The sequence below is a fragment of the Micromonospora sp. WMMD558 genome (assembly GCF_049315255.1).
Lineage (GTDB): Bacteria > Actinomycetota > Actinomycetes > Mycobacteriales > Micromonosporaceae > Micromonospora.
In genome coordinates this window covers 4,722,264-4,738,811 of sequence record NZ_CP186061.1, presented here as the reverse complement: position 1 = coordinate 4,738,811, position 16,548 = coordinate 4,722,264, and the positions used below count along the sequence as shown (strand labels likewise).

Below are 16,548 nucleotides of genomic sequence, written 5' to 3'. Positions count from 1 at the left end.
ACAGTGCCTGCCCACGCGGTCCTTTTGCCTGAGAGGTTCCGGGGAGGATTTGCCCCTTCGGCGCCGCCCCGGGTGGTTGCGGGCGGTCTCTCCCACGTGGGTGCTACCGGCATGGTCAACGCTACCAGCGGGCAGGAATCCCGCGCCCGCGTCCCCCGGCCGCCGCGCCCCCGGGCTAGGACGCGACGGGCGTCACACCCGCCGGCGCGGGCGTGGCGGCGCGGTCGGCGAGCGCCGGCAGCAGCCGGCCCAGCGGCGCGTCCACCGTCAGCGCCGCGTACGCGTCGCCGCGGGTCGGGCCCTGGTTGACGATCGCGACCGGGATGCCCAGCTTCGCCGCCCGCAGCACGAACCGCCGCCCCGACATCACCGTCAACGACGATCCCAGCACCAGCAGCAGCCGCGCGGACTCCACCAGCGCGAAGCAGCGGGCCACCCGCGGCGCGGGCACCGTCTCGCCGAAGAACACCACGTCGGGTTTCAGCATGCCGGTGCGGCACACCGTGCAGTCGACGGTCCGGAACCGGGTCACCGCCGCGTCGGCGAGGTCCACGTCACCGTCGGGGTTGACCGCCGCCACCCGCGCGTCGAAGCCCGGGTTGGCCTCGGTCAGCCGCCGATCCACCTCCTCCCGAGAGGTGCCGTTGCCGCAGTCCAGGCAGACCACCTCGTCGAGGCGGCCGTGCAGCTCCACCACCCCGGCGCTGCCCGCCGCGGTGTGCAGGCCGTCGACGTTCTGGGTGATGATCCCGTCGACCAGGCCGGCGTGCTGCAGGCGGGCCACCGCCCGGTGGCCGTCGTTCGGGGCGGCCCGGGCGATCGTCCGCCATCCCAGGTGGCTGCGCGCCCAGTAGCGCCGCCGCGCCGCCGGGTCGCCGGTGAACGCCTGGTACGTCATCGGGGTGTGCCGGCGGGCCGCGCCGCTGGGCCCCCGGTAGTCGGGGATGCCCGACTCGGTGGACAGGCCCGCCCCGCTGAGCACCACCACCCCACCGCCGCCGACCAGGCGCGCCAGGGGGTCGACCATCTCCTGCGTCACGCACCAATGCTGCCTCACCAGCCGCTCCGCCGCCCACGCGCGGCCCGGCCGGTCAGGACGCCCGGCTGCGGGCAACCCCGGCGCCGGCCCGCGCCGCCCGGTTCGCGCCCGAGTTGAGGGTTCAGCCCTCCGCCACCCGCAAACCACCGGCAAAAGCCTCAAAAAGGAGTTCAATGAGAAACTTGAAGGTGTGAACGCCGACGAGATGACCCGCCACATCCTGGACACCTGCGACGGTGTCACCGCCCTCGAAGCCACCGGTGACCGGTTCTTCGTCTACGACCCGCGCGGCGACCTTCCCCCCGAGCGGCAGCTTCCGTTCGCGACGATCGTCACCGGCGACCACTACGACACCGTGTCCGACCTGAGCCGGCCGGGCGCCTACCGGCTCAACATCGGGCTCACCCGCGCCGGCTACTCGGCGCTGTTCGGCGCCGCCCCGTCCCGCCGCGACGAGCGGGGCGTCCTGGACACCGGTGCCGACCACGCGGCGACGGACACCCTGATGCCGCACCCGATCTACGCCTCCCAGCACTGGGTGAGCGTGGTCGACCCCGGCGAGGCGACCCTGCCGGCGGTGCGGACGTTGCTGGCCGAGGCGTACGCCTTCGCCGCCCGCAAGTACGCCAACCGGCGAACCCGACGCTCACCGGCCTGACGCCGGCCCCGGCGTGGGGGCCGGCCTGACGCCGGCCCCGGCGTGGGGGCCGGCCGGACGCCGGACCCCACGCCGGATCACCGCTGACCGTGGCGGGGCAACGCACCCTGCCCGGCACCCGCGGCGACCGCCGGGGCGTCCTGCGCCAGCCGCTGCATCGTCCGCGCCAGGTGCTCGCTGCCGTCGTCGAGGTGCCGCGCCGCCGCCTGCATGTGCGAGATCATCATCTCGCCGTAGATGCGCAGCGCCTCCCGGGCCGCCACCGAGTCGTCGAAGCTCGCACCCGCCGACGCGCGGTACTCCTGCACCGCCCGCTCCGCCTCCTGCCGGGCCTCCTCCGCCGCCGCCCGCACGTAGCTCTCGTACTGCGTCCGGGCGTACTCGGCGACCCGCCGGGCGTAGTCGTGCGCCTGGGCGATGATCTGCTCGGCCTCCCGCTGCGCCGCCGACAGCAGGTTCACCTCCTTGGCCGCCGGCACCGCCGCCGCCCCCGCGCTCGGCAGCACCCCGTGCCGGTGCAGCTCCAGGTGGTCGTTGAGCCGCTCGTTCTCCGCCCGCAGGTGCGCGATCTGCGACGCCAGCAGATCCAACTCGTCGGCCACCTGCACCCGGAACCGGTCCACGTCGGCGTTGTCGTAGCCCCGGCGGGTGAACGAGGCGGAGCCGAACTCCCACCGCCGCACCCGGTCCGAGGTCATCCGCACCTGCACACCACCGGCGACGTGCACACCGTCGTACCGACTGATCTGGCTCGTGCTCACCGTACCCGCCCTTCGTTCGTCACTGCGGGGCTCGCGACCGCACTCCTCGGGCTCACGGGACCTGCCTCCCATCGCCGGCCGCCGGGGCCGCCGCCTGCTGCACCGCCGTCCGCCACGACGGGCCGTACCAGTGCGCGCCCAACCCCTCGTGGTGCAGCTGCCCGGCGTGGTAGCCGGCGCGGCCCAGGGCCGTCACCGCGTGCGACACCATGTCGTCGGAGCCGCACACGAACACGTGCCGGGACCGCCAGTCGCCGTCCGCGAGAGCCCGGTCCACCGGGTACGTGAACGCCTCCGGCCGGCGCACGTCCATGCCGACCACGTAGGTCACCGACAGCCACGGATGCGACGACGCCAGCTTGTCGATGGCGTCGCTGTCGTAGAACTCCGTCCGCGACCGCGCCCCCACGTACAGGTCGACCCGCCGCCGGGAACCCTCCGCCGCGACCTGCTCCACCAACGCCTTCACCGGCGCCCAGCCGGTGCCGCCGGCCAGCAGCAGCAGGTCCGCCGACCCCGCCGAGGCCAGCGTCAACCGGTCACCGACCGGCGACGACAGGTGGATCTGGTCGCCGGTCGTGCACCCGTACACCAGACGGGACGACACCGCGCCACCTGGCGCGGCCCGCACGTGCAGCTCCACGGTGCCGTCGCTGCGGGGGGCGTTCGCCGGCGAGTAGTACCGCCACGACCGCACCGACGGGTGCGACACCCCGATCGACTGCCCGGGATCGAACGGCAGCAGGTACTGCGGACGCAACGTCAGCACCGCCACGTCGAACGCCCGCCGCTCGTGGGCGACGATCTCCGCCACCCACCACGGCGGGTTCACCGCCTCCGCGGCCTGCGCGCCGTCCATCATCACCTTCGACACCAGCCCGTACGCGCCGGCCCAGTCCTGAGCCAGCTCGTCGGTCCACTGGTCGGCCAGGAAGTGCCGCAACGTGGCCAGCAACGCCTCACCCACCGCCGGGTAGTGCTCGGCGCGGACGGCGAACTTGCGGTGGTCCGCGCCGAGGTCGGTGAGGAACCCGACCAGCCGGTCCACCTGGTCCACGTTCGACACGACGTGCCCCAGCGCGGTCACCAGCCGGTCCCGCTGCCCCGCCATGTTCGTCGGGAACATCTGGCGGGTCTCCGGATGCGCCAGGAACAGTGTGGAATAGAAGTAGAGCGGCACCTGGTCGCCGTGCGCGGCGACCAGGGACCAGCTCTGCTTGAGCCGGGCGACGTCCACGCTCAGACGCTCGCCCGGGTCCCGCCGGCCACCACCTGGTTCTTCACCTGGGCCAGCACCGCCTGCACGTCGGCGATGATGTCGCCCGGCACACCCAGCTCGGTCAGCGTGTCGGTGAGGTGGCCACCCACCAGCGCGTAGTGCGCGGACGGGATGTTCAACGGCTGGTGCGCCTCGGCCAGGCCCCGCCCGGCGTACTCGTTCGGCCCGCCCAGCACCACCGTCAGCATCAGCACCATGTGCCGCCGCTGAGCCGGCATGTCCACATCGGTGAAGTAGCCGGCCAGCTCCGGGTCGGCGAGAACCTTGTCGTAGAACAGATCCACGGCCGCCTTGACCGAACCGGCACCGCCGATCCGCTCGTAGTGGGAGGTGGGGGCGGTCTCTTCGGTAACCGTCACGGTCGATTCCTTCCGTGGTGAGGGGCGCGCGCTGGGGTCGGCGCGTAAGGGGTCACGCCCGCCCGCTCCGGCGCGTCGTCCACAAACGGCGCCCGGCGCCAAGGTGGGCCGTGACGGACCATAGCGCGTCGCACGCGCGCGGTCACGGCCGCCCTATCGGATTCCCGACAACAGGCGGCCACACAGCGTGATATAACGCCCCACGAACAGTCGACAATGGGCGATCACCCGCACGCGGACCGTCACCGCCCCGCGCCGCCCTCCACCCTGGACATGACAATCCCGTCGACCGCAACTCGCGGCGTCACCGGCGGTTCTCTCCACCGGCCAGCACCCACCGACCGCCCCACCCACACCACCACCACGCCGACCCGCACACCCGCCGACGACAACCCGCAGTAGTCACCAGACACCAAAACGCCCGGGCGCGTCACACCCGCCCGGGCCCACCACCACAACCGCGGAAACCGTCAACCCGCCCGACGCCGCGCCCGGCGCGCCGCCAACTCGTCACCCACCACGTCCGCCGCCGCCGGCGCCGCCGGCTCCACACCCACCGGCTCCCCGCCGGCCGGCTCGGACGGCAGATGCGACAACGACCCCAGGATCTCCTTGAACGCGCCACCGATCGCGATGCCGAACACCCCCTGACCGCCCTGCAACAGGTCGACCACCTCCTCCGGCGACCGGCACTCGTACACCGTCGTCCCGTCCGAGATCAACGTGATGCCCGCCAGATCCTCCACACCCCGCGACCGCAACGCCTCGATCGCCTTCCGGATGTTCTGCAAGGACACCCCGGCGTCCAGCAACCGCTTCACGACCTTCAGCACCACCAGGTCCCGGAACGAGTACAACCGCTGCGTCCCCGAACCCGACGCGTCCCGCACACTCGGCACCACCAGACCCGTCCGAGCCCAGTAGTCCAACTGCCGGTAACTGATGCCCACCGCGTGGCACGCCGTCACACCCCGGTAGCCCACCGCGCCGTCACCGTCCGTCGCCGACAGCGGCGCACCCTGCTCCGTACCCGAATCGGGATCCCGCGGCTCCTGCATCCGGACAACCTCCCCGCCCGTGCGGTGACACGTCGATTCCGGGACGCGCACCCCTCGATACGGCAACCCTAACGCCGCACCGGACGGTTACCACGCAACAACAGCCCCGACACGCCGCAGCCACCACACCACCACACCTGTCGTCACACACCGTGACGACAGGTGGTCGCGGTCAGCCGGCGAAATCCTCCGGACGCACCTGCTCCAGGAACTCGCGGAACTTCTCCACCTCGTCCTCCTGCTCGTCCGGAATCACGATCCCGGCCTCACTGAGGACCTCCTCGGCACAACGAATGGGAGCACCCACCCGCAACGCCAACGCGATGGAATCACTCGGCCGCGCCGACACCCGCACCCCGTCACCGATCAACAGGTCGGCGTAGAACACGTTCTCCTTCAACTCCGTGATCTCCACCGCCCGCAACGGCGCCTTCAACGCCGCCAACACATCCCGCAGAAGATCATGCGTCAACGGGCGCGCCGGCTTGACCCCCTGCTGCTCGTAAGCGATCGCCGTCGCCTCGACCGCGCCGATCCAGATCGGCAGATAGCGGTCCCCCTCGACCTCCCTGAGCAGGACGATCGGCTGGTTGCTCGGCAGCTCCACCCGAACCCCGACCACGCTCAGCTCGCGCACCGCCGCCTCCGTGTCGTTGTCACCTACGCCGCACCGCGCCCTTTCCTGCACGGTACACGGACCGCGACACGGCCGTCCCACGCGCTGCAAGCGCCACGCCCGCGCCAGAAAGGGGTTACCCCGGCAAGCCTACGGCACGCTTCCCCGCACAGATCTTTCCGCACGGACCCCGCTCACCGGCCCAACGTCGACCGCAACCCCACCCGCACCAACGCCGCATGCAACTGCTGCGACAACGCCACCAACTCCCGCGCCGTCTCCGCCGCCCGCGCCCGCGCCGCCGGATCACTCTGCCGCGCCAACGGCGCCACCAACTGCGCGAACAGACCCACCTCACGGTCCGCCGCCGACCGGTACCCCCGAAGGTGCCGCGGCTCCAACCCGTACGCCGCCAGACCCGCCACCGCCCGCGCGATGATCAACGCGTCCCCGTCGTACCAACCCGGCGGATCCGACACCACCACACCGAGCCGCTCCAACTCCACCAACGTCGACTCGTCGAGCCCGCTGCGCGCCACCAACTCGGCCCGGCCCAGCCGCACCCCCGGCGACTCGACCTCCGGCTCCCGCCCCGGCACCTCACCACCGGGACCCACCGCCACCAACTGCGGCCGCGACCGACCCGGCGACTCACCCGTCGCGTCCCACTCCGCCAACTGATCACGGATCACCCGCAACGGCAGGAACTGGTCCCGCTGCGCGGTCAACACGAACCGCAGCCGGGCCACATCGTCCCAGCTGTACTTCCGGTACCCCGCCGCCGTCCGCTGCGGCTCCACCAGGCCCTCAGCCTCGAGGAACCGCAGCTTCGACAACGTCGTGTCCGGAAAATCCACCCGCAACTGGGCCAGCACCTCGCCGATACTCATCAACGGCTGCGTACGGGCCGACCCCGGCGCGGCGGACGCCGCAGGCTCGTTCACCCCCGGCCGGCCTCCTCCGGCCGCGGACCGGCGATGAACACCACCCGGAACTTACCGATCTGCACCTCGTCACCGTTGCTCAACGTGGCCGCCTCGACCCGCTCACGATTCACGTACGTGCCGTTCAAGCTCCCCACGTCGCGCACCGTGAACGTCCCACCATCCCGGTGGAACTCGGCATGCCGCCGCGACACCGTCACGTCGTCGAGGAAGATGTCACTGTCCGGATGCCGCCCACTCGTCGTCACATCGTGGTCCAACAGGAACCGGGCACCCGCGTTCGGACCCCGCCGGACCACCAGCAGCGCCATCCCCGGCGGCAACGAACCCGACATGCGGCTCGGCACCACATCGGTGTCCGGCCCCTCCAGGACCTCGTCGAGCGAACCGAGATTGAGCGTCGAAGTGACGTCGAGTGGGGGGAACTCGTCGTCTGGGCGCGTCATGGGACCACCTCACGGATCAGTTGCGTCGGCGTACGGGAATGGCGGGTCTGGCCGCCGGGCAGTCTCTCACCCGGCGGCTGGCTCCCCGTGCCAGGGAAGGCAATTCCGCAACGCTCAACTATCGGATTCTCGGTCGACTGGGCGAGCCTAGCCAGCGCCGAAATGCAGGGCAACCGGACGCGCGGACCAACCGCCGCACCGGCAACGGACACCCTCAGCTCTCGGTGAGCTCGCGGTACCCGCTCGCCGACAGCAGCCCGTCCACCGCCGCCGGATCGTCCGGGGTGATCTCCACCAGCCAACCCGCACCGTACGGATCAGTGTTGACCACCTCGGGAGTGTCGCCGAGCGCCTCGTTGCGCGCCGACACCGTCCCACTCAGCGGGGCGTAGATCTCCGACACGCTCTTCGTCGACTCGATCTCACCCAACGACTCGCCAGCCGTCACCACCGCCCCCACCTCGGGCAGCTGGACGTACACGATGTCACCCAGCGCGTCCTGCGCGAAGTGCGTGATGCCGACCCGGACAGCGCCGTCGCCACCACCCGCCACCCACTCGTGCTCGGCGGTATACCGCAGATCCTCAGGAATCACCAGACGCGTCCTTCATCCCATCGGTGCACCGGCCCCCGCGGGGAAACCGGCGCCGGCCGCGCCGGTCAGGAGACCGGACGGGCGTGTTCCAGCTTGATCGGCGCGTGCAGCGCCGAAACCTCGGCGACCTCACGATCCTCGACGATCACCGTACCGCCGTCACCCGCGACCGTCGCCACCACCCCGCCCGGAATGTTCAACGCCGTACGCATCGTCGCCGGATCCCCGATCACCGTGATCGTGTACGGGCCCGTCAACCGCCGCCCGTCCACCACCAACGACCCGTTCTCCCCGTCCAGGAAGAACGTCGACGCGATGATCCGCACCGTCGCCCGGTCCCCACCGGAGATCTGCATCGCCTCCGCGCCCGCGCCACGCAACTCCTGCACCGCGTCCAGCACCCGCGATGCCGAGATCGGCTTCCCGCCACCGGCCTGGAACCGCACCGACAAACCCGGCCCCGTCGCCGGCAGCGTCCCCGCCAGGATCCCCAGCTCGTCCGCCCGCCGGCCCGCCTCCGCCAACGCCGCCTGCCGACCCTGCTCACCCGAACGCAACTGCCGCTGGCTCTCCTCCAACGTCGCGATGTCCTGCCGCAGCCGAACCTCCCGAGCGTTCAGGTCGTACAGGATCCGCACCAGGTCCTCCTGGCGCGCCGCCGACGTCGTCGGATCCGCCGACGTCGTCCGCAACTGCTCCACCAGCGTGAACCCCAGCAACGCCAGCAGCACCGCGATCATCAGCGTCGCCGAACTCACCCGCCGCCCCGCACCGGCCGCCCGGTCACCCCCGGCCGGCTCCGCCGCACCCGCCGCCGACAGATCCACCGTCAGCTCGTCACCGCCCGACGCCGCCGGCTCCTCCCCCGGCGCCACCTCCCGCTCCGGGGCGGCCTCCGGCACCAACGGGCTCAACTCGTCCGGATCCGGCGCCTCCGGCCGCGGATCCGGCTCCCCCGCCGGACCCGACGGACGCCGCGGACCCGCCGGCTGCGGCCAACCGGTACCCGTCTCGGTGTGCTCGTCGCTGCTCATCACCAACAACCTACGCCCGGAACAGGTGCCGGCGGATCGCCGCCACGTTCCCGAAGATCCGCACCCCCAGCACGACCACCACACCCGTCGACAGCTGGCTGCCCACGCCCAACTGGTCCCCCAGGTACACGATCAGACCCGCCACCAGCACGTTCGAGATGAACGACACCACGAACTGCTTGTCGTCGAAGATCCGGTCCAGCTTGGCCCGCACCCCGCCGAACACCGCGTCCAACGCCGCCACCACGGCGATCGGCAGGTACGGCTGCAGCGCCGCCGGCACCGTCGGGTCGAGCCACAACCCGAGCCCGACACCCGCGAGCAACGCCAACACCGCGATCATCGACTACCTCCGGAGGGGCTGGGAGACGTCCCCGAACCGGACGCCCCCGGACTGACCGACCGACCCGACGGCGTCGGACTCGGGCTGGGCGGCGGCTGCGCGTAGCGTAGCCGCGGCTCCGGAGCGGCCGGCAACGTGAGGTCCTCGGCGTCACGGATCCCGAACGACAAGCCCGTGTCCTCGGCCACCTTCCGCATCGTCGACGCGCTCCGGCCCCGCTCGTACCGCTCCCGCATCTCCTCCGGCCCGATCGCCGACACCTCGTACGGCCCCGTCACCGGCCGGAAGTCCACCAGGATCGCCTGCCCCGCCTGCCGGATCGTCGACGTCGCCGTCAACCGCTGACCGTTGATCGCGATCGCCTCCGCGCCCGCCGCCCACAGGTCGTTCGCGACCCCCTGCAGGTCGGTGTAGATCACCTTCGACGGCCCCACGTCCGCGTCGGGCACCGCGTCCTCGTCCGGCGGCGCGTCGGCCAGCCGCACCACGACGCCGTCACCACGCACCCGGCCCATCCCCGTGCCCGCCTCGAGGTTGCGCAGCCGCGCCGCCTCCGAACCGCCCAGCGCCGCGGCCCGCAACCGGGCCACCTCCGCCCGTAGCTCGTCGGCCCGCTCGGACAGGCCGTCGGTCTCCGTCTCCCGCTGCTTGATCTGCTGCACCAGACCCTCCCGGGCCTGGGTGCGCCCCGGCGCCTCCGCCACCGTCTGCCGGTACGCCACCGCGAACAGGAAACCCAGCACCAGCAGGACGACCACAGCCACCGACCGCGCCGACCAGTCCCGCCACCCCGCCGGCGACGCCTCCCGCCGGCGCTCCGCCGCGTCCGCGTACCCCGGATCGAGCGGGTTGCGGAACAGTTCGGTCAGGAAGTCCGGCGCGTACACCCGCGCCGTGCGCTGCGGGCTCTCCGTCGGCGTGCCGGTCATCGCCTCGCCTCCCGCACCAGCCGGCTTGCCTGCACCACGTACATCCCGCCGGCCACCCAGTAGAGCACCAGGCCCCACCATGCCAGCCCCCAGCCGATCGCGCCGGCCGCCGTCGCCGCGGCCGGTACCGCCGCCGCGAGCAGCAGGATCGGGAACGCGGCCAGCAGCAGGAACGTGGCCGTCTTGCCGACGTAGTGCACCGGCGGCGGCCCGTACCCGTGACGCCGCAGCACGGCGAGCGACCCCACCAGAAGCAGCTCCCGGGCCAGCAGCGCCACGGTGAACTGCCACGGCACCACCTCGCGGGCGGTGAACGCCAGCAGCGTGGCCAGGATGTAGAGCCGGTCGGCGAGCGGGTCCAGCAGCTCGCCCAGCCGGCTCACCTGGCCGAGCCGGCGGGCGATCCAGCCGTCCACCCAGTCCGTGGTGCCGCCGACGGCCAGCACCACGATCGCCGCCACGTCGGCGCGCGGCACCAGCAGCAGGTACAGGAACAGTGGGACACCGAGCAGCCGGACGAAGCTGATCAGGTTGGGCAGGGTGAGGATTTGGTCGCCCGCACCGGCGGAGGCTCGCGGATGCCCTGCCCGAGCCGGCCGACGCGACACCGAACCTCCTCCGCGACGCGCTCCGGCGCCCGGCCGGGACCGGACGGTGCGGAGGCTCGTACGCGCTCTCGGGCCGGCTGCGACCGGCTCCCCCTGCGGCCCCGGGCCCGGGGCCGACTTCCGACGCGGCCCGTGATCACGTGGGATCACGGGCCGGGTGAGTTGCGCTGCCACTATATCTGCCCTGTCGCGCCCGTTCGGGTCTCCGGTGCCGGCCCTGTCGCGCGCTCGTGGGTGTGGTGGGCGCCACATCGCGTAGAGCGTCCTAGGACGGTAGTCGAGGATGGGATCACGCCGAGCGGACGGCTACCTCCGGTGCCGGCTCGGCGGCCGACGCCGCCGCCCGGCTGAACGCCAGCAACGCGACGAGCAACTCCTGCTGCACCCGGCCCGGCATCCGGTCGAGCACCGCCTGTACGGCTCGGTGCCGGCGGTCCCGCACCTCGCACAGCAGCGCCTCCGCCGCGGGCGTCGGCACCAGCCGCACCTCCCGCCGGTCGCGCGGGTCCCCCACCCGCCGCAGCAGGCCGGTGGCCTCCAGCCGGTCGCACAGCCGGCTCGCCGACGACGGCACGACGTCCAGCAGCTCCGCCAGCCCGTTGACGTTGGTGTCCGGTCGACTGCTGAGCAGCGACAGCACCCGCAGCTGCGTCGGCGAGACGGTCAGCTGCTGCCGGGAGACCGCCGAGTCCAGCACACCCACGAGGGCTTCCGCCGCCCCGTCGATGGCCGCCGCCAGATCCGGAGAACGCTCCACCCGCTGTCTCCTGCGATTGTCCCGCTCGGGTCGGCGCCACCGGCGCGGCGCCCGCCCTCATTCCACGTCCCGACTGCCGAACCCGCGCCAGTCCAGGCAGACCACCACCGCGTCGTCCCGCAGGGCCGCCTCGTCGTGCCACCCGCGCAACTCGCGCATCACCGTACCAACCGCCTCCGGTGGCGGTTGCAACCGCGCCGCGCGCATCGCCCGGCCCATCTCACGGTCCCCGTACCGGCCCCGCCCGGCCGGATCGGCCGCCCACACGCCGTCGCTGACCACGAACAGCCGGTCCCCCGGTTCCAGGTCGACCTCCTGCACGTCGTAGCGGGTCTCGCCGAACATGCCCAGCGGCAGCTGCTGCTCCAGGTCGATCCGGGAGAGCGTGCCGCCGCGCAGGCGCAGCAGGTGCGGCGAGCCGGCGTCGACGGCCCGCAGCCGGCCGGAGCCGGTGTCCAGCTCCAACAGCAGCGTGGCGACGTGCCGCAGGCCCCGATGCTGGTGGAAGACGGTGTCCGAGGCCAGCTCCGCCTGCTCCACCAGACCCTCGCCGGAGCGGCGCGCGTTGCGCAGGGCGTTCACCGTCACGGCCGTGAGCACCGCCGCCGCGAGTCCGACGCCGGAACCGTCCAGCACCGTCACGGTCAGCCGCTCACCGTCCACCGACCAGTCGAAGTGGTCACCGGCCACCGTGTACGCCGGCTCCAACTGGCCGGCGAGCTGGAACGCGTCGTGGGTCACGCTGCGGCCGGGCAGCAGCTCCCACTGCAACTCGGCGGCCATGCTGAGGCGCTCGCGCCGGCGGACCCGGTGGTAGCGGTCGGTGCCGCGGTCCGCAGCCCGCAGCGCCGTCGCCAGCTCACCGGCGATCTCCGACGCCTGGTCGACCACCCCCGGCCCGACCGGGCCCGGCAGCTCGACCAGCAGCACCCCGACCCGCTCCCCCCACGCCGTCAGCGGCAGGTACCACCGGCACCGGCCGGCCGCGTCCTGCTCGCTGATCGCCTGCTGGCTGCTGAAGCACCGCCGCACCAGACCCCGCCGGTCGGGTGGGCCGCCGTCGCCCACCGGCCACAGGCCGCCCAGCCGGTAGTCCGCGATGAACACGGCCGTCCGCGTCGCGCCGAGCCCGGAGCGGATCGCCCGGTCGGCGGCCTCCACCAGCCCGTCCGGCCGGGCGGCACGGAGCGCGCGCGACACCAGGCCCAGCGGGTCCGACATGGTTCCCTCCGAACAACACTTGCAGCAGGGCAAGCATCATACGGAGACGGCGACCCGCCGCGGTGCCCGGTATCGGCGTGGCCGGCCGACACCGTCACCACCTGCGTCAGTCCTCGCCGCGCACGGCCACCCCGCCGTGGAAGGCGTCCGGCACCGCCGCCGGTGTTCCGTCGGGCCGCCAGTGCGTGATCGGCACGATCCCGTCGGTGGTGGGCGTCCACCGGCCGAGCAACGGGCGGAACGCCGCCGGCGCCCGCATCCGGAAAGCCGGCCCCATCATCGCCAGGGCCCGGGGGTACCCGGCCAGCTCCTCGGTGTCGAAGTCCACCGCGAGCAGGCTGCCCGGTGGCGTCGCCTCGTACAGCTCGTCGAGGGTGCGGGCCAGCGTCTCGTCGTCGAGGAACGCGGCCAGGCCCAGGAAGACCACGCCGACCGGTCTGCGTCCCCACCCCGGCACGAACCGGTGCAGCTGCGCCGGGTCGACGGTGCCGATGTCCGTCGCGTCGCCGAAGCCGTAGCCGGCCCGGTCGCTGTCGGCCAGGATCCGCTGGCCGAGCCGGATGGTGACCGGGTCGACGTCGGTGTAGAGCACCGTCGCGTCCGGGGCGGCCTCGTGTACGTTGCCCCTCGTGGGCACACCCGCCCCGAAGACCAGGAACCCGTCCACCCCCTCGGCGGCCATCGACCGCACCGCCCGGCCGAGGAAGGCGCGCAGCTCCCGGAACACCGGCGCGCACGGCCCGTACGCCGACTCGAAGGCCCGGGCGGCGGCGACGTCGACCGGGAAGTGGTGCTCCCCGCCGAGCCAGTGGTCGATCATCCGTGCGGTGCTCGGCTGGTCGGGTTCCTCAACCATCGACGACGCTCCCTCCCCGGTGGTCGTCGCCAGCGTACCCACCGTCCGGTCTGGGCGGTATCGCCGCGCGACCGTACGGTGACGGCGATACTGGCCCCGGAGGTGAGCGGGTGAACTCGGCCAACAGCGCGGCGGTGGTGGTCGGCGTGGACGGCTCGGAGCCGTCCCTACGCGCCGTCCGTCTGGCGGCCGTCGAGGCGGCCCGCCGCGACCGCCCCCTACGCGTCGTCCACGGATTCATCTGGCCGCTGCTGAACGTGCCGGTGGACGCGCCCGCCGGCGGCCCGCCCGGCGCGGGAATCCGCCACCAGGCCGAGCAGCTGGTCGCGGCGGCCGTCGCCGAGGCCAGGGCGGCCGTGCCGGACCTGCGCGTGTCCGGCGAGATCATCGACGGGGAAGCCGCCGCGGTCCTGGTCGGCGAGTCGCCGACCGCGGTGATGATCGTGCTGGGCGACCGGGGACTCGGCGGGTTCACGGCCCTGGTGGTCGGCTCCGTCGCGGTGCAGGTCGCCACGTACGCCGACTGTCCGATCCTGGTCGCCCGCGGCAGCGACCGCTCCGACGGACCGGTCGTCGTCGGCGTGGACGGCTCCGAGGTGTCCCGCCTGGCCGTCGAGTTCGCGGCGGAGGAGGCCGCGCTGCGCGGCGCCGAGCTGGTCGCGCTGCACGCCTACCGGCACCCGGTCTCCACCGGCCCCGGCGACATGCAGCCCCTGGTGTACGACGAGAGCGACCTGCGCGACGAGGAGAAGCGGGTGCTCGCCGAGTCCGTCGCGGGGCTCGGCGACCGGTGGCCGGACCTGACCGTCCGCCGGGCCACCGCCCACGGCCGCCCGGCGCGGATGCTCACCGAGGCGTCCCGGCAGGCGCAACTGCTCGTCGTCGGCGGGCGGGGCCGCAGCGAGTTGAGCGGCCTGCTGCTGGGCTCGGTGAGCCACTCCGCGCTGCACCACGCCGACTGCCCGGTCGCCGTCGTCCGCGCGCCACACTGACCGGTCCGGCGCCGCGACGTCGGCACCCGCCCGGGCACGGTTGACCGGCGCACCGACGGGTAGACCAGCCCGGTACGCCAACGGCGAGGACGACCGGAGGAGGCAGCGATGCCAGGACCACGGCCGGGCAGCAACGCGTACGACAAGCAGCGCGCACGCATGCGGAACGCGATCGACGATTCCGGACGGCGGGTGTCGGACCAGAAGGCGGACGACGTCGCCAACCGGATCCTCCAGCAGGACCGGGGCCAGCGAGGCGTGGTCCGCGGCGAGCGGATCTACGGGCCGAAGAGCGAGCGGGAAGCCGGCGACCCGACGTGAGGGCGGCGGACCTGGCCGACGGGGCGATCGCCGGCGCGGTCGGCAGCACGGCCCTGAACGCGGTCACCTACCTGGACATGACGCTGCGGGCCCGGCCGGCCAGCAGCAGCCCCGAGGAGAGCGCCCGCCGCGTCGCCCAGGTGGCGCACGTCGACCTCGGGCCCGAGGCCCGGGCGGCCAACCGCCGCTCGGGCCTCGGCGCCCTGCTCGGCTACGGCCTGGGCGTCACCGCCGGAATCGGGTTCGCTCTGCTGGCCCGGGGCCGGCGCATGCCGCTGCCACTGGCCAGCGGGGTGCTCGGCGGCGGGGTGATGACCATGTCGGACGGGTCGTTGGCCGCGCTCGGCGTCACCGATCCGCGCACCTGGAGCCGGACCGACTGGCTGTCCGACCTCATCCCGCACCTGGCGTTCGGTCTGGCGGCGGCGGCCACCTGGAACCGGCTCCGGTCGCCGCGCCGCTGACCGGCCCGGAATCGCCCGCGCCGCCCGTCCCCAGCTGGGAGCGGGCGGCGCGGGTGTGTGCCGGCGGTCAGCTCTCGTCCTCGGCCACCGGTTCCGCTGCGGGGCCGTACGGGGAGATCTGCCCCTTGGGCACCGGACGTCCCTCGTCACCCCGCGAGGAGCCCCGGTTGAGCGGGTGGCCCTTCGGCCCGGGCCCCTTGTTGTCCTGGACGTTCGAGCCCCGGGCGTTGCGCCGGAACTCCTGCTGCTGCGGGTTCGTCACGGGATGTCTCCTTCCGCGTGGGCGGCGGCGCACGGCGTACGCCGCCTCCCCGACCGGGTACCCGCCGCCACCGGCGCCATTCCGGTCCCGCCGTCCCCCGGCAGGGCTAACGCCGCACCGGCCGGGTACCCCCGCGCGATGGGCGATGACCGCAGGACGGCACGGGTGCTGCTGGAGCGGGGCGGGCGCACGTACGCCGAGGAGGCCGGTGTCCGACTGGCCGACCGGCCGGGGCCGCTCTACCAGTTGCTGGTGCTGGCCACCCTGCTCAGCACCCGGATCCGGGCGTGCGTGGCGGTGGCCGCCGCCCGGGAGCTGTTCGCCGCCGGCTACCGCACCCCGCAGGCGATGCGGGCGGCGAGCTGGCAGGACCGGGTCGACGCCCTCGGTCGGGGCCACTACCGCCGGTACGACGAGCGGACCGCCACGATGCTCGGCGACGGCGCACGGCTCTGCCTGGACCGCTGGCACGGCGACCTGCGCCGGATGCACCGCGAGGGGCAGGGGCAGCCGGCCCGGTTGCGCCGCCTGCTGACCGAGTTCCCCGGCATCGGGCCCACCGGGGCGGACATCTTCCTGCGCGAGGCCCAGGCGGTGTGGCCGGACCTGCGCCCGTACGCCGACCGGCGCGCCCTGAGCGGGGCGCGGCGGCTGGGCCTGCCCCACGACCCGGAGCGGCTCGCCGGGCTGGTCGACGACGGGGACTTCGGCCGCCTCGCGTCGGCCCTGGTACGGGTGGCCCTCGGCGAGGAGCCCGCCGGCGAGGTCGCGCGGGCGGCGGGCCGGTGAGCTGCTGCATGGACGCGGGGCGGCTCACTTCGCCGCGTTGTTCCCCGGCTTGGTCAGGTGCCACACGAGCAGGGCCGCGAGCACGGCGAGCACCACCAGGCCGCCGGAGATCCCCTCCCCGTCCTCCGCGTCGCTGCCGCTCATGCCGAAGTAGATCACCGCGAGGCCGGCCAGCACGGTGAGGGCGGTGCGCAATCCTCGGTCCTTCACATTCAGC

23 protein-coding genes and 1 riboswitch are annotated in these 16,548 nt (G+C 73.4%); of the genes, 5 read left to right on the top strand and 18 right to left on the bottom strand.

Translation table 11 applies throughout. The features are described from left to right. Positions 1–6 precede the first annotated feature (6 nt). Positions 7–105, bottom strand: a riboswitch (glycine riboswitch). A 70-nt stretch (positions 106–175) separates the two neighbouring features. Then, on the bottom strand, positions 176–1,027 hold the full coding sequence (locus ACN26Y_RS22465) for an NAD-dependent protein deacetylase (RefSeq protein ID WP_422734964.1): 852 nt from the start codon (positions 1,025–1,027) through the stop codon (positions 176–178). 202 nt (positions 1,028–1,229) lie between these two features. Here ACN26Y_RS22465 and ACN26Y_RS22460 point away from each other — a divergent pair, with 202 nt between their 5' ends. Continuing rightward, entirely contained in the window at positions 1,230–1,697 is a 468-nt protein-coding gene (locus tag ACN26Y_RS22460; protein WP_155332184.1) for a DUF6194 family protein, read from the top strand. Between the two features lie 77 nt (positions 1,698–1,774). Here the strand turns inward: ACN26Y_RS22460 and ACN26Y_RS22455 are convergent, their stop codons facing one another. The 15 genes from ACN26Y_RS22455 to ACN26Y_RS22385 all read right to left on the bottom strand — a co-directional run bounded on the left by ACN26Y_RS22455 (position 1,775) and on the right by ACN26Y_RS22385 (position 13,503). After that, positions 1,775–2,458 carry a DivIVA domain-containing protein gene (locus ACN26Y_RS22455; protein ID WP_305070143.1) on the bottom strand — a complete coding sequence of 228 codons (684 nt, stop codon included), beginning with the start codon at positions 2,456–2,458 and terminating at the stop codon, positions 1,775–1,777. A gap of 52 nt (positions 2,459–2,510) precedes the next feature. Beyond that, entirely contained in the window at positions 2,511–3,695 is a 1,185-nt protein-coding gene (locus ACN26Y_RS22450) for a globin domain-containing protein (protein ID WP_155332182.1), read from the bottom strand. Between the two features lie 2 nt (positions 3,696–3,697). Next, positions 3,698–4,096 (bottom strand): group I truncated hemoglobin, encoded by a 399-nt coding sequence (locus ACN26Y_RS22445; protein ID WP_155332181.1) that lies wholly within the window; start codon positions 4,094–4,096, stop codon positions 3,698–3,700. 470 nt (positions 4,097–4,566) lie between these two features. Next, the gene (locus tag ACN26Y_RS22440) at positions 4,567–5,154 is read right to left on the bottom strand and encodes a MerR family transcriptional regulator (RefSeq protein ID WP_155332180.1); all 588 of its coding nucleotides are present in this window, start codon (positions 5,152–5,154) and stop codon (positions 4,567–4,569) included. A 172-nt stretch (positions 5,155–5,326) separates the two neighbouring features. Continuing rightward, a complete protein-coding gene (locus ACN26Y_RS22435; protein ID WP_089014393.1) occupies positions 5,327–5,791 on the bottom strand; it encodes a bifunctional nuclease family protein in 465 nt (154 codons plus the stop codon). Positions 5,792–5,964: 173 nt separating this feature from the next. Next, a complete protein-coding gene (locus ACN26Y_RS22430; protein ID WP_196255663.1) occupies positions 5,965–6,660 on the bottom strand; it encodes a MerR family transcriptional regulator in 696 nt (231 codons plus the stop codon). A gap of 50 nt (positions 6,661–6,710) precedes the next feature. Further along, complete coding sequence (gene odhI, locus ACN26Y_RS22425; RefSeq protein ID WP_046570336.1) at positions 6,711–7,160, bottom strand: oxoglutarate dehydrogenase inhibitor Odhl; 450 nt, start codon at positions 7,158–7,160, stop codon at positions 6,711–6,713. Positions 7,161–7,374: 214 nt separating this feature from the next. Further along, a complete protein-coding gene (gene gcvH / locus ACN26Y_RS22420) occupies positions 7,375–7,755 on the bottom strand; it encodes a glycine cleavage system protein GcvH (protein ID WP_155332178.1) in 381 nt (126 codons plus the stop codon). 65 nt (positions 7,756–7,820) lie between these two features. Continuing rightward, positions 7,821–8,789: a DUF881 domain-containing protein gene (locus ACN26Y_RS22415; RefSeq protein ID WP_155332177.1), complete on the bottom strand. Its 969-nt coding sequence runs from the start codon at positions 8,787–8,789 to the stop codon at positions 7,821–7,823. 10 nt (positions 8,790–8,799) lie between these two features. Continuing rightward, positions 8,800–9,132: a small basic family protein gene (locus ACN26Y_RS22410; protein WP_155332176.1), complete on the bottom strand. Its 333-nt coding sequence runs from the start codon at positions 9,130–9,132 to the stop codon at positions 8,800–8,802. Beyond that, positions 9,129–10,061 (bottom strand): DUF881 domain-containing protein, encoded by a 933-nt coding sequence (locus ACN26Y_RS22405; protein ID WP_155332175.1) that lies wholly within the window; start codon positions 10,059–10,061, stop codon positions 9,129–9,131. The genes ACN26Y_RS22410 and ACN26Y_RS22405 overlap by 4 nt, the downstream gene beginning before the upstream one ends. Continuing rightward, positions 10,058–10,669 carry a CDP-alcohol phosphatidyltransferase family protein gene (locus ACN26Y_RS22400; protein WP_155332174.1) on the bottom strand — a complete coding sequence of 204 codons (612 nt, stop codon included), beginning with the start codon at positions 10,667–10,669 and terminating at the stop codon, positions 10,058–10,060. Before ACN26Y_RS22400 ends, ACN26Y_RS22405 begins: the two co-directional genes overlap by 4 nt. A gap of 289 nt (positions 10,670–10,958) precedes the next feature. Then, positions 10,959–11,426 (bottom strand): MarR family transcriptional regulator, encoded by a 468-nt coding sequence (locus ACN26Y_RS22395; RefSeq protein WP_155332173.1) that lies wholly within the window; start codon positions 11,424–11,426, stop codon positions 10,959–10,961. Positions 11,427–11,483: 57 nt separating this feature from the next. Next, positions 11,484–12,647 (bottom strand): PP2C family protein-serine/threonine phosphatase, encoded by a 1,164-nt coding sequence (locus ACN26Y_RS22390; protein ID WP_155332172.1) that lies wholly within the window; start codon positions 12,645–12,647, stop codon positions 11,484–11,486. A 106-nt stretch (positions 12,648–12,753) separates the two neighbouring features. Further along, on the bottom strand, positions 12,754–13,503 hold the full coding sequence (locus tag ACN26Y_RS22385; RefSeq protein WP_155332171.1) for an SAM-dependent methyltransferase: 750 nt from the start codon (positions 13,501–13,503) through the stop codon (positions 12,754–12,756). A gap of 110 nt (positions 13,504–13,613) precedes the next feature. On the opposite strand from ACN26Y_RS22385, the gene ACN26Y_RS22380 reads away from it, so the two are divergent. The 3 genes from ACN26Y_RS22380 (at position 13,614) to ACN26Y_RS22370 (ending at position 15,280) form a co-directional block, all read left to right on the top strand. Next, on the top strand, positions 13,614–14,495 hold the full coding sequence (locus ACN26Y_RS22380; RefSeq protein WP_155332170.1) for a universal stress protein: 882 nt from the start codon (positions 13,614–13,616) through the stop codon (positions 14,493–14,495). 108 nt (positions 14,496–14,603) lie between these two features. Then, positions 14,604–14,816 (top strand): phosphatidylethanolamine-binding protein, encoded by a 213-nt coding sequence (locus ACN26Y_RS22375; RefSeq protein ID WP_155332169.1) that lies wholly within the window; start codon positions 14,604–14,606, stop codon positions 14,814–14,816. Next, on the top strand, positions 14,813–15,280 hold the full coding sequence (locus tag ACN26Y_RS22370) for a hypothetical protein (RefSeq protein WP_155332168.1): 468 nt from the start codon (positions 14,813–14,815) through the stop codon (positions 15,278–15,280). Before ACN26Y_RS22375 ends, ACN26Y_RS22370 begins: the two co-directional genes overlap by 4 nt. A 67-nt stretch (positions 15,281–15,347) precedes the next feature. On the opposite strand, the gene ACN26Y_RS22365 is transcribed toward ACN26Y_RS22370, so the two are convergent. Beyond that, positions 15,348–15,542 carry a hypothetical protein gene (locus tag ACN26Y_RS22365; RefSeq protein WP_155332167.1) on the bottom strand — a complete coding sequence of 65 codons (195 nt, stop codon included), beginning with the start codon at positions 15,540–15,542 and terminating at the stop codon, positions 15,348–15,350. A gap of 138 nt (positions 15,543–15,680) precedes the next feature. Here ACN26Y_RS22365 and ACN26Y_RS22360 point away from each other — a divergent pair, with 138 nt between their 5' ends. Then, positions 15,681–16,331 carry a hypothetical protein gene (locus tag ACN26Y_RS22360; protein WP_155332166.1) on the top strand — a complete coding sequence of 217 codons (651 nt, stop codon included), beginning with the start codon at positions 15,681–15,683 and terminating at the stop codon, positions 16,329–16,331. 24 nt (positions 16,332–16,355) lie between these two features. Here the strand turns inward: ACN26Y_RS22360 and ACN26Y_RS22355 are convergent, their stop codons facing one another. Further along, entirely contained in the window at positions 16,356–16,526 is a 171-nt protein-coding gene (locus ACN26Y_RS22355) for an amidophosphoribosyltransferase (RefSeq protein ID WP_155334241.1), read from the bottom strand. Between the last annotated feature and the right edge of the window lie 22 nt (positions 16,527–16,548).

Excerpts from the sequence above, each read along its gene's own strand:
- ACN26Y_RS22465 (WP_422734964.1), bottom strand. The coding sequence starts at position 1,027 with ATGGTCGACCCCCTGGCGCGCCTGGTCGGCGGCGGTGGGGTGGTGGTG.
- ACN26Y_RS22440 (WP_155332180.1), bottom strand. The coding sequence starts at position 5,154 with ATGCAGGAGCCGCGGGATCCCGATTCGGGTACGGAGCAGGGTGCGCCG.
- ACN26Y_RS22430 (WP_196255663.1), bottom strand. The coding sequence starts at position 6,660 with ATGAGTATCGGCGAGGTGCTGGCCCAGTTGCGGGTGGATTTTCCGGAC.
- odhI (WP_046570336.1), bottom strand. The coding sequence starts at position 7,160 with ATGACGCGCCCAGACGACGAGTTCCCCCCACTCGACGTCACTTCGACG.
- ACN26Y_RS22415 (WP_155332177.1), bottom strand. The coding sequence starts at position 8,789 with ATGAGCAGCGACGAGCACACCGAGACGGGTACCGGTTGGCCGCAGCCG.
- ACN26Y_RS22410 (WP_155332176.1), bottom strand. The coding sequence starts at position 9,132 with ATGATCGCGGTGTTGGCGTTGCTCGCGGGTGTCGGGCTCGGGTTGTGG.
- ACN26Y_RS22405 (WP_155332175.1), bottom strand. The coding sequence starts at position 10,061 with ATGACCGGCACGCCGACGGAGAGCCCGCAGCGCACGGCGCGGGTGTAC.
- ACN26Y_RS22390 (WP_155332172.1), bottom strand. The coding sequence starts at position 12,647 with ATGTCGGACCCGCTGGGCCTGGTGTCGCGCGCGCTCCGTGCCGCCCGG.
- ACN26Y_RS22385 (WP_155332171.1), bottom strand. The coding sequence starts at position 13,503 with ATGGTTGAGGAACCCGACCAGCCGAGCACCGCACGGATGATCGACCAC.
- ACN26Y_RS22375 (WP_155332169.1), top strand. The coding sequence starts at position 14,604 with ATGCCAGGACCACGGCCGGGCAGCAACGCGTACGACAAGCAGCGCGCA.
- ACN26Y_RS22360 (WP_155332166.1), top strand. The coding sequence starts at position 15,681 with ATGGGCGATGACCGCAGGACGGCACGGGTGCTGCTGGAGCGGGGCGGG.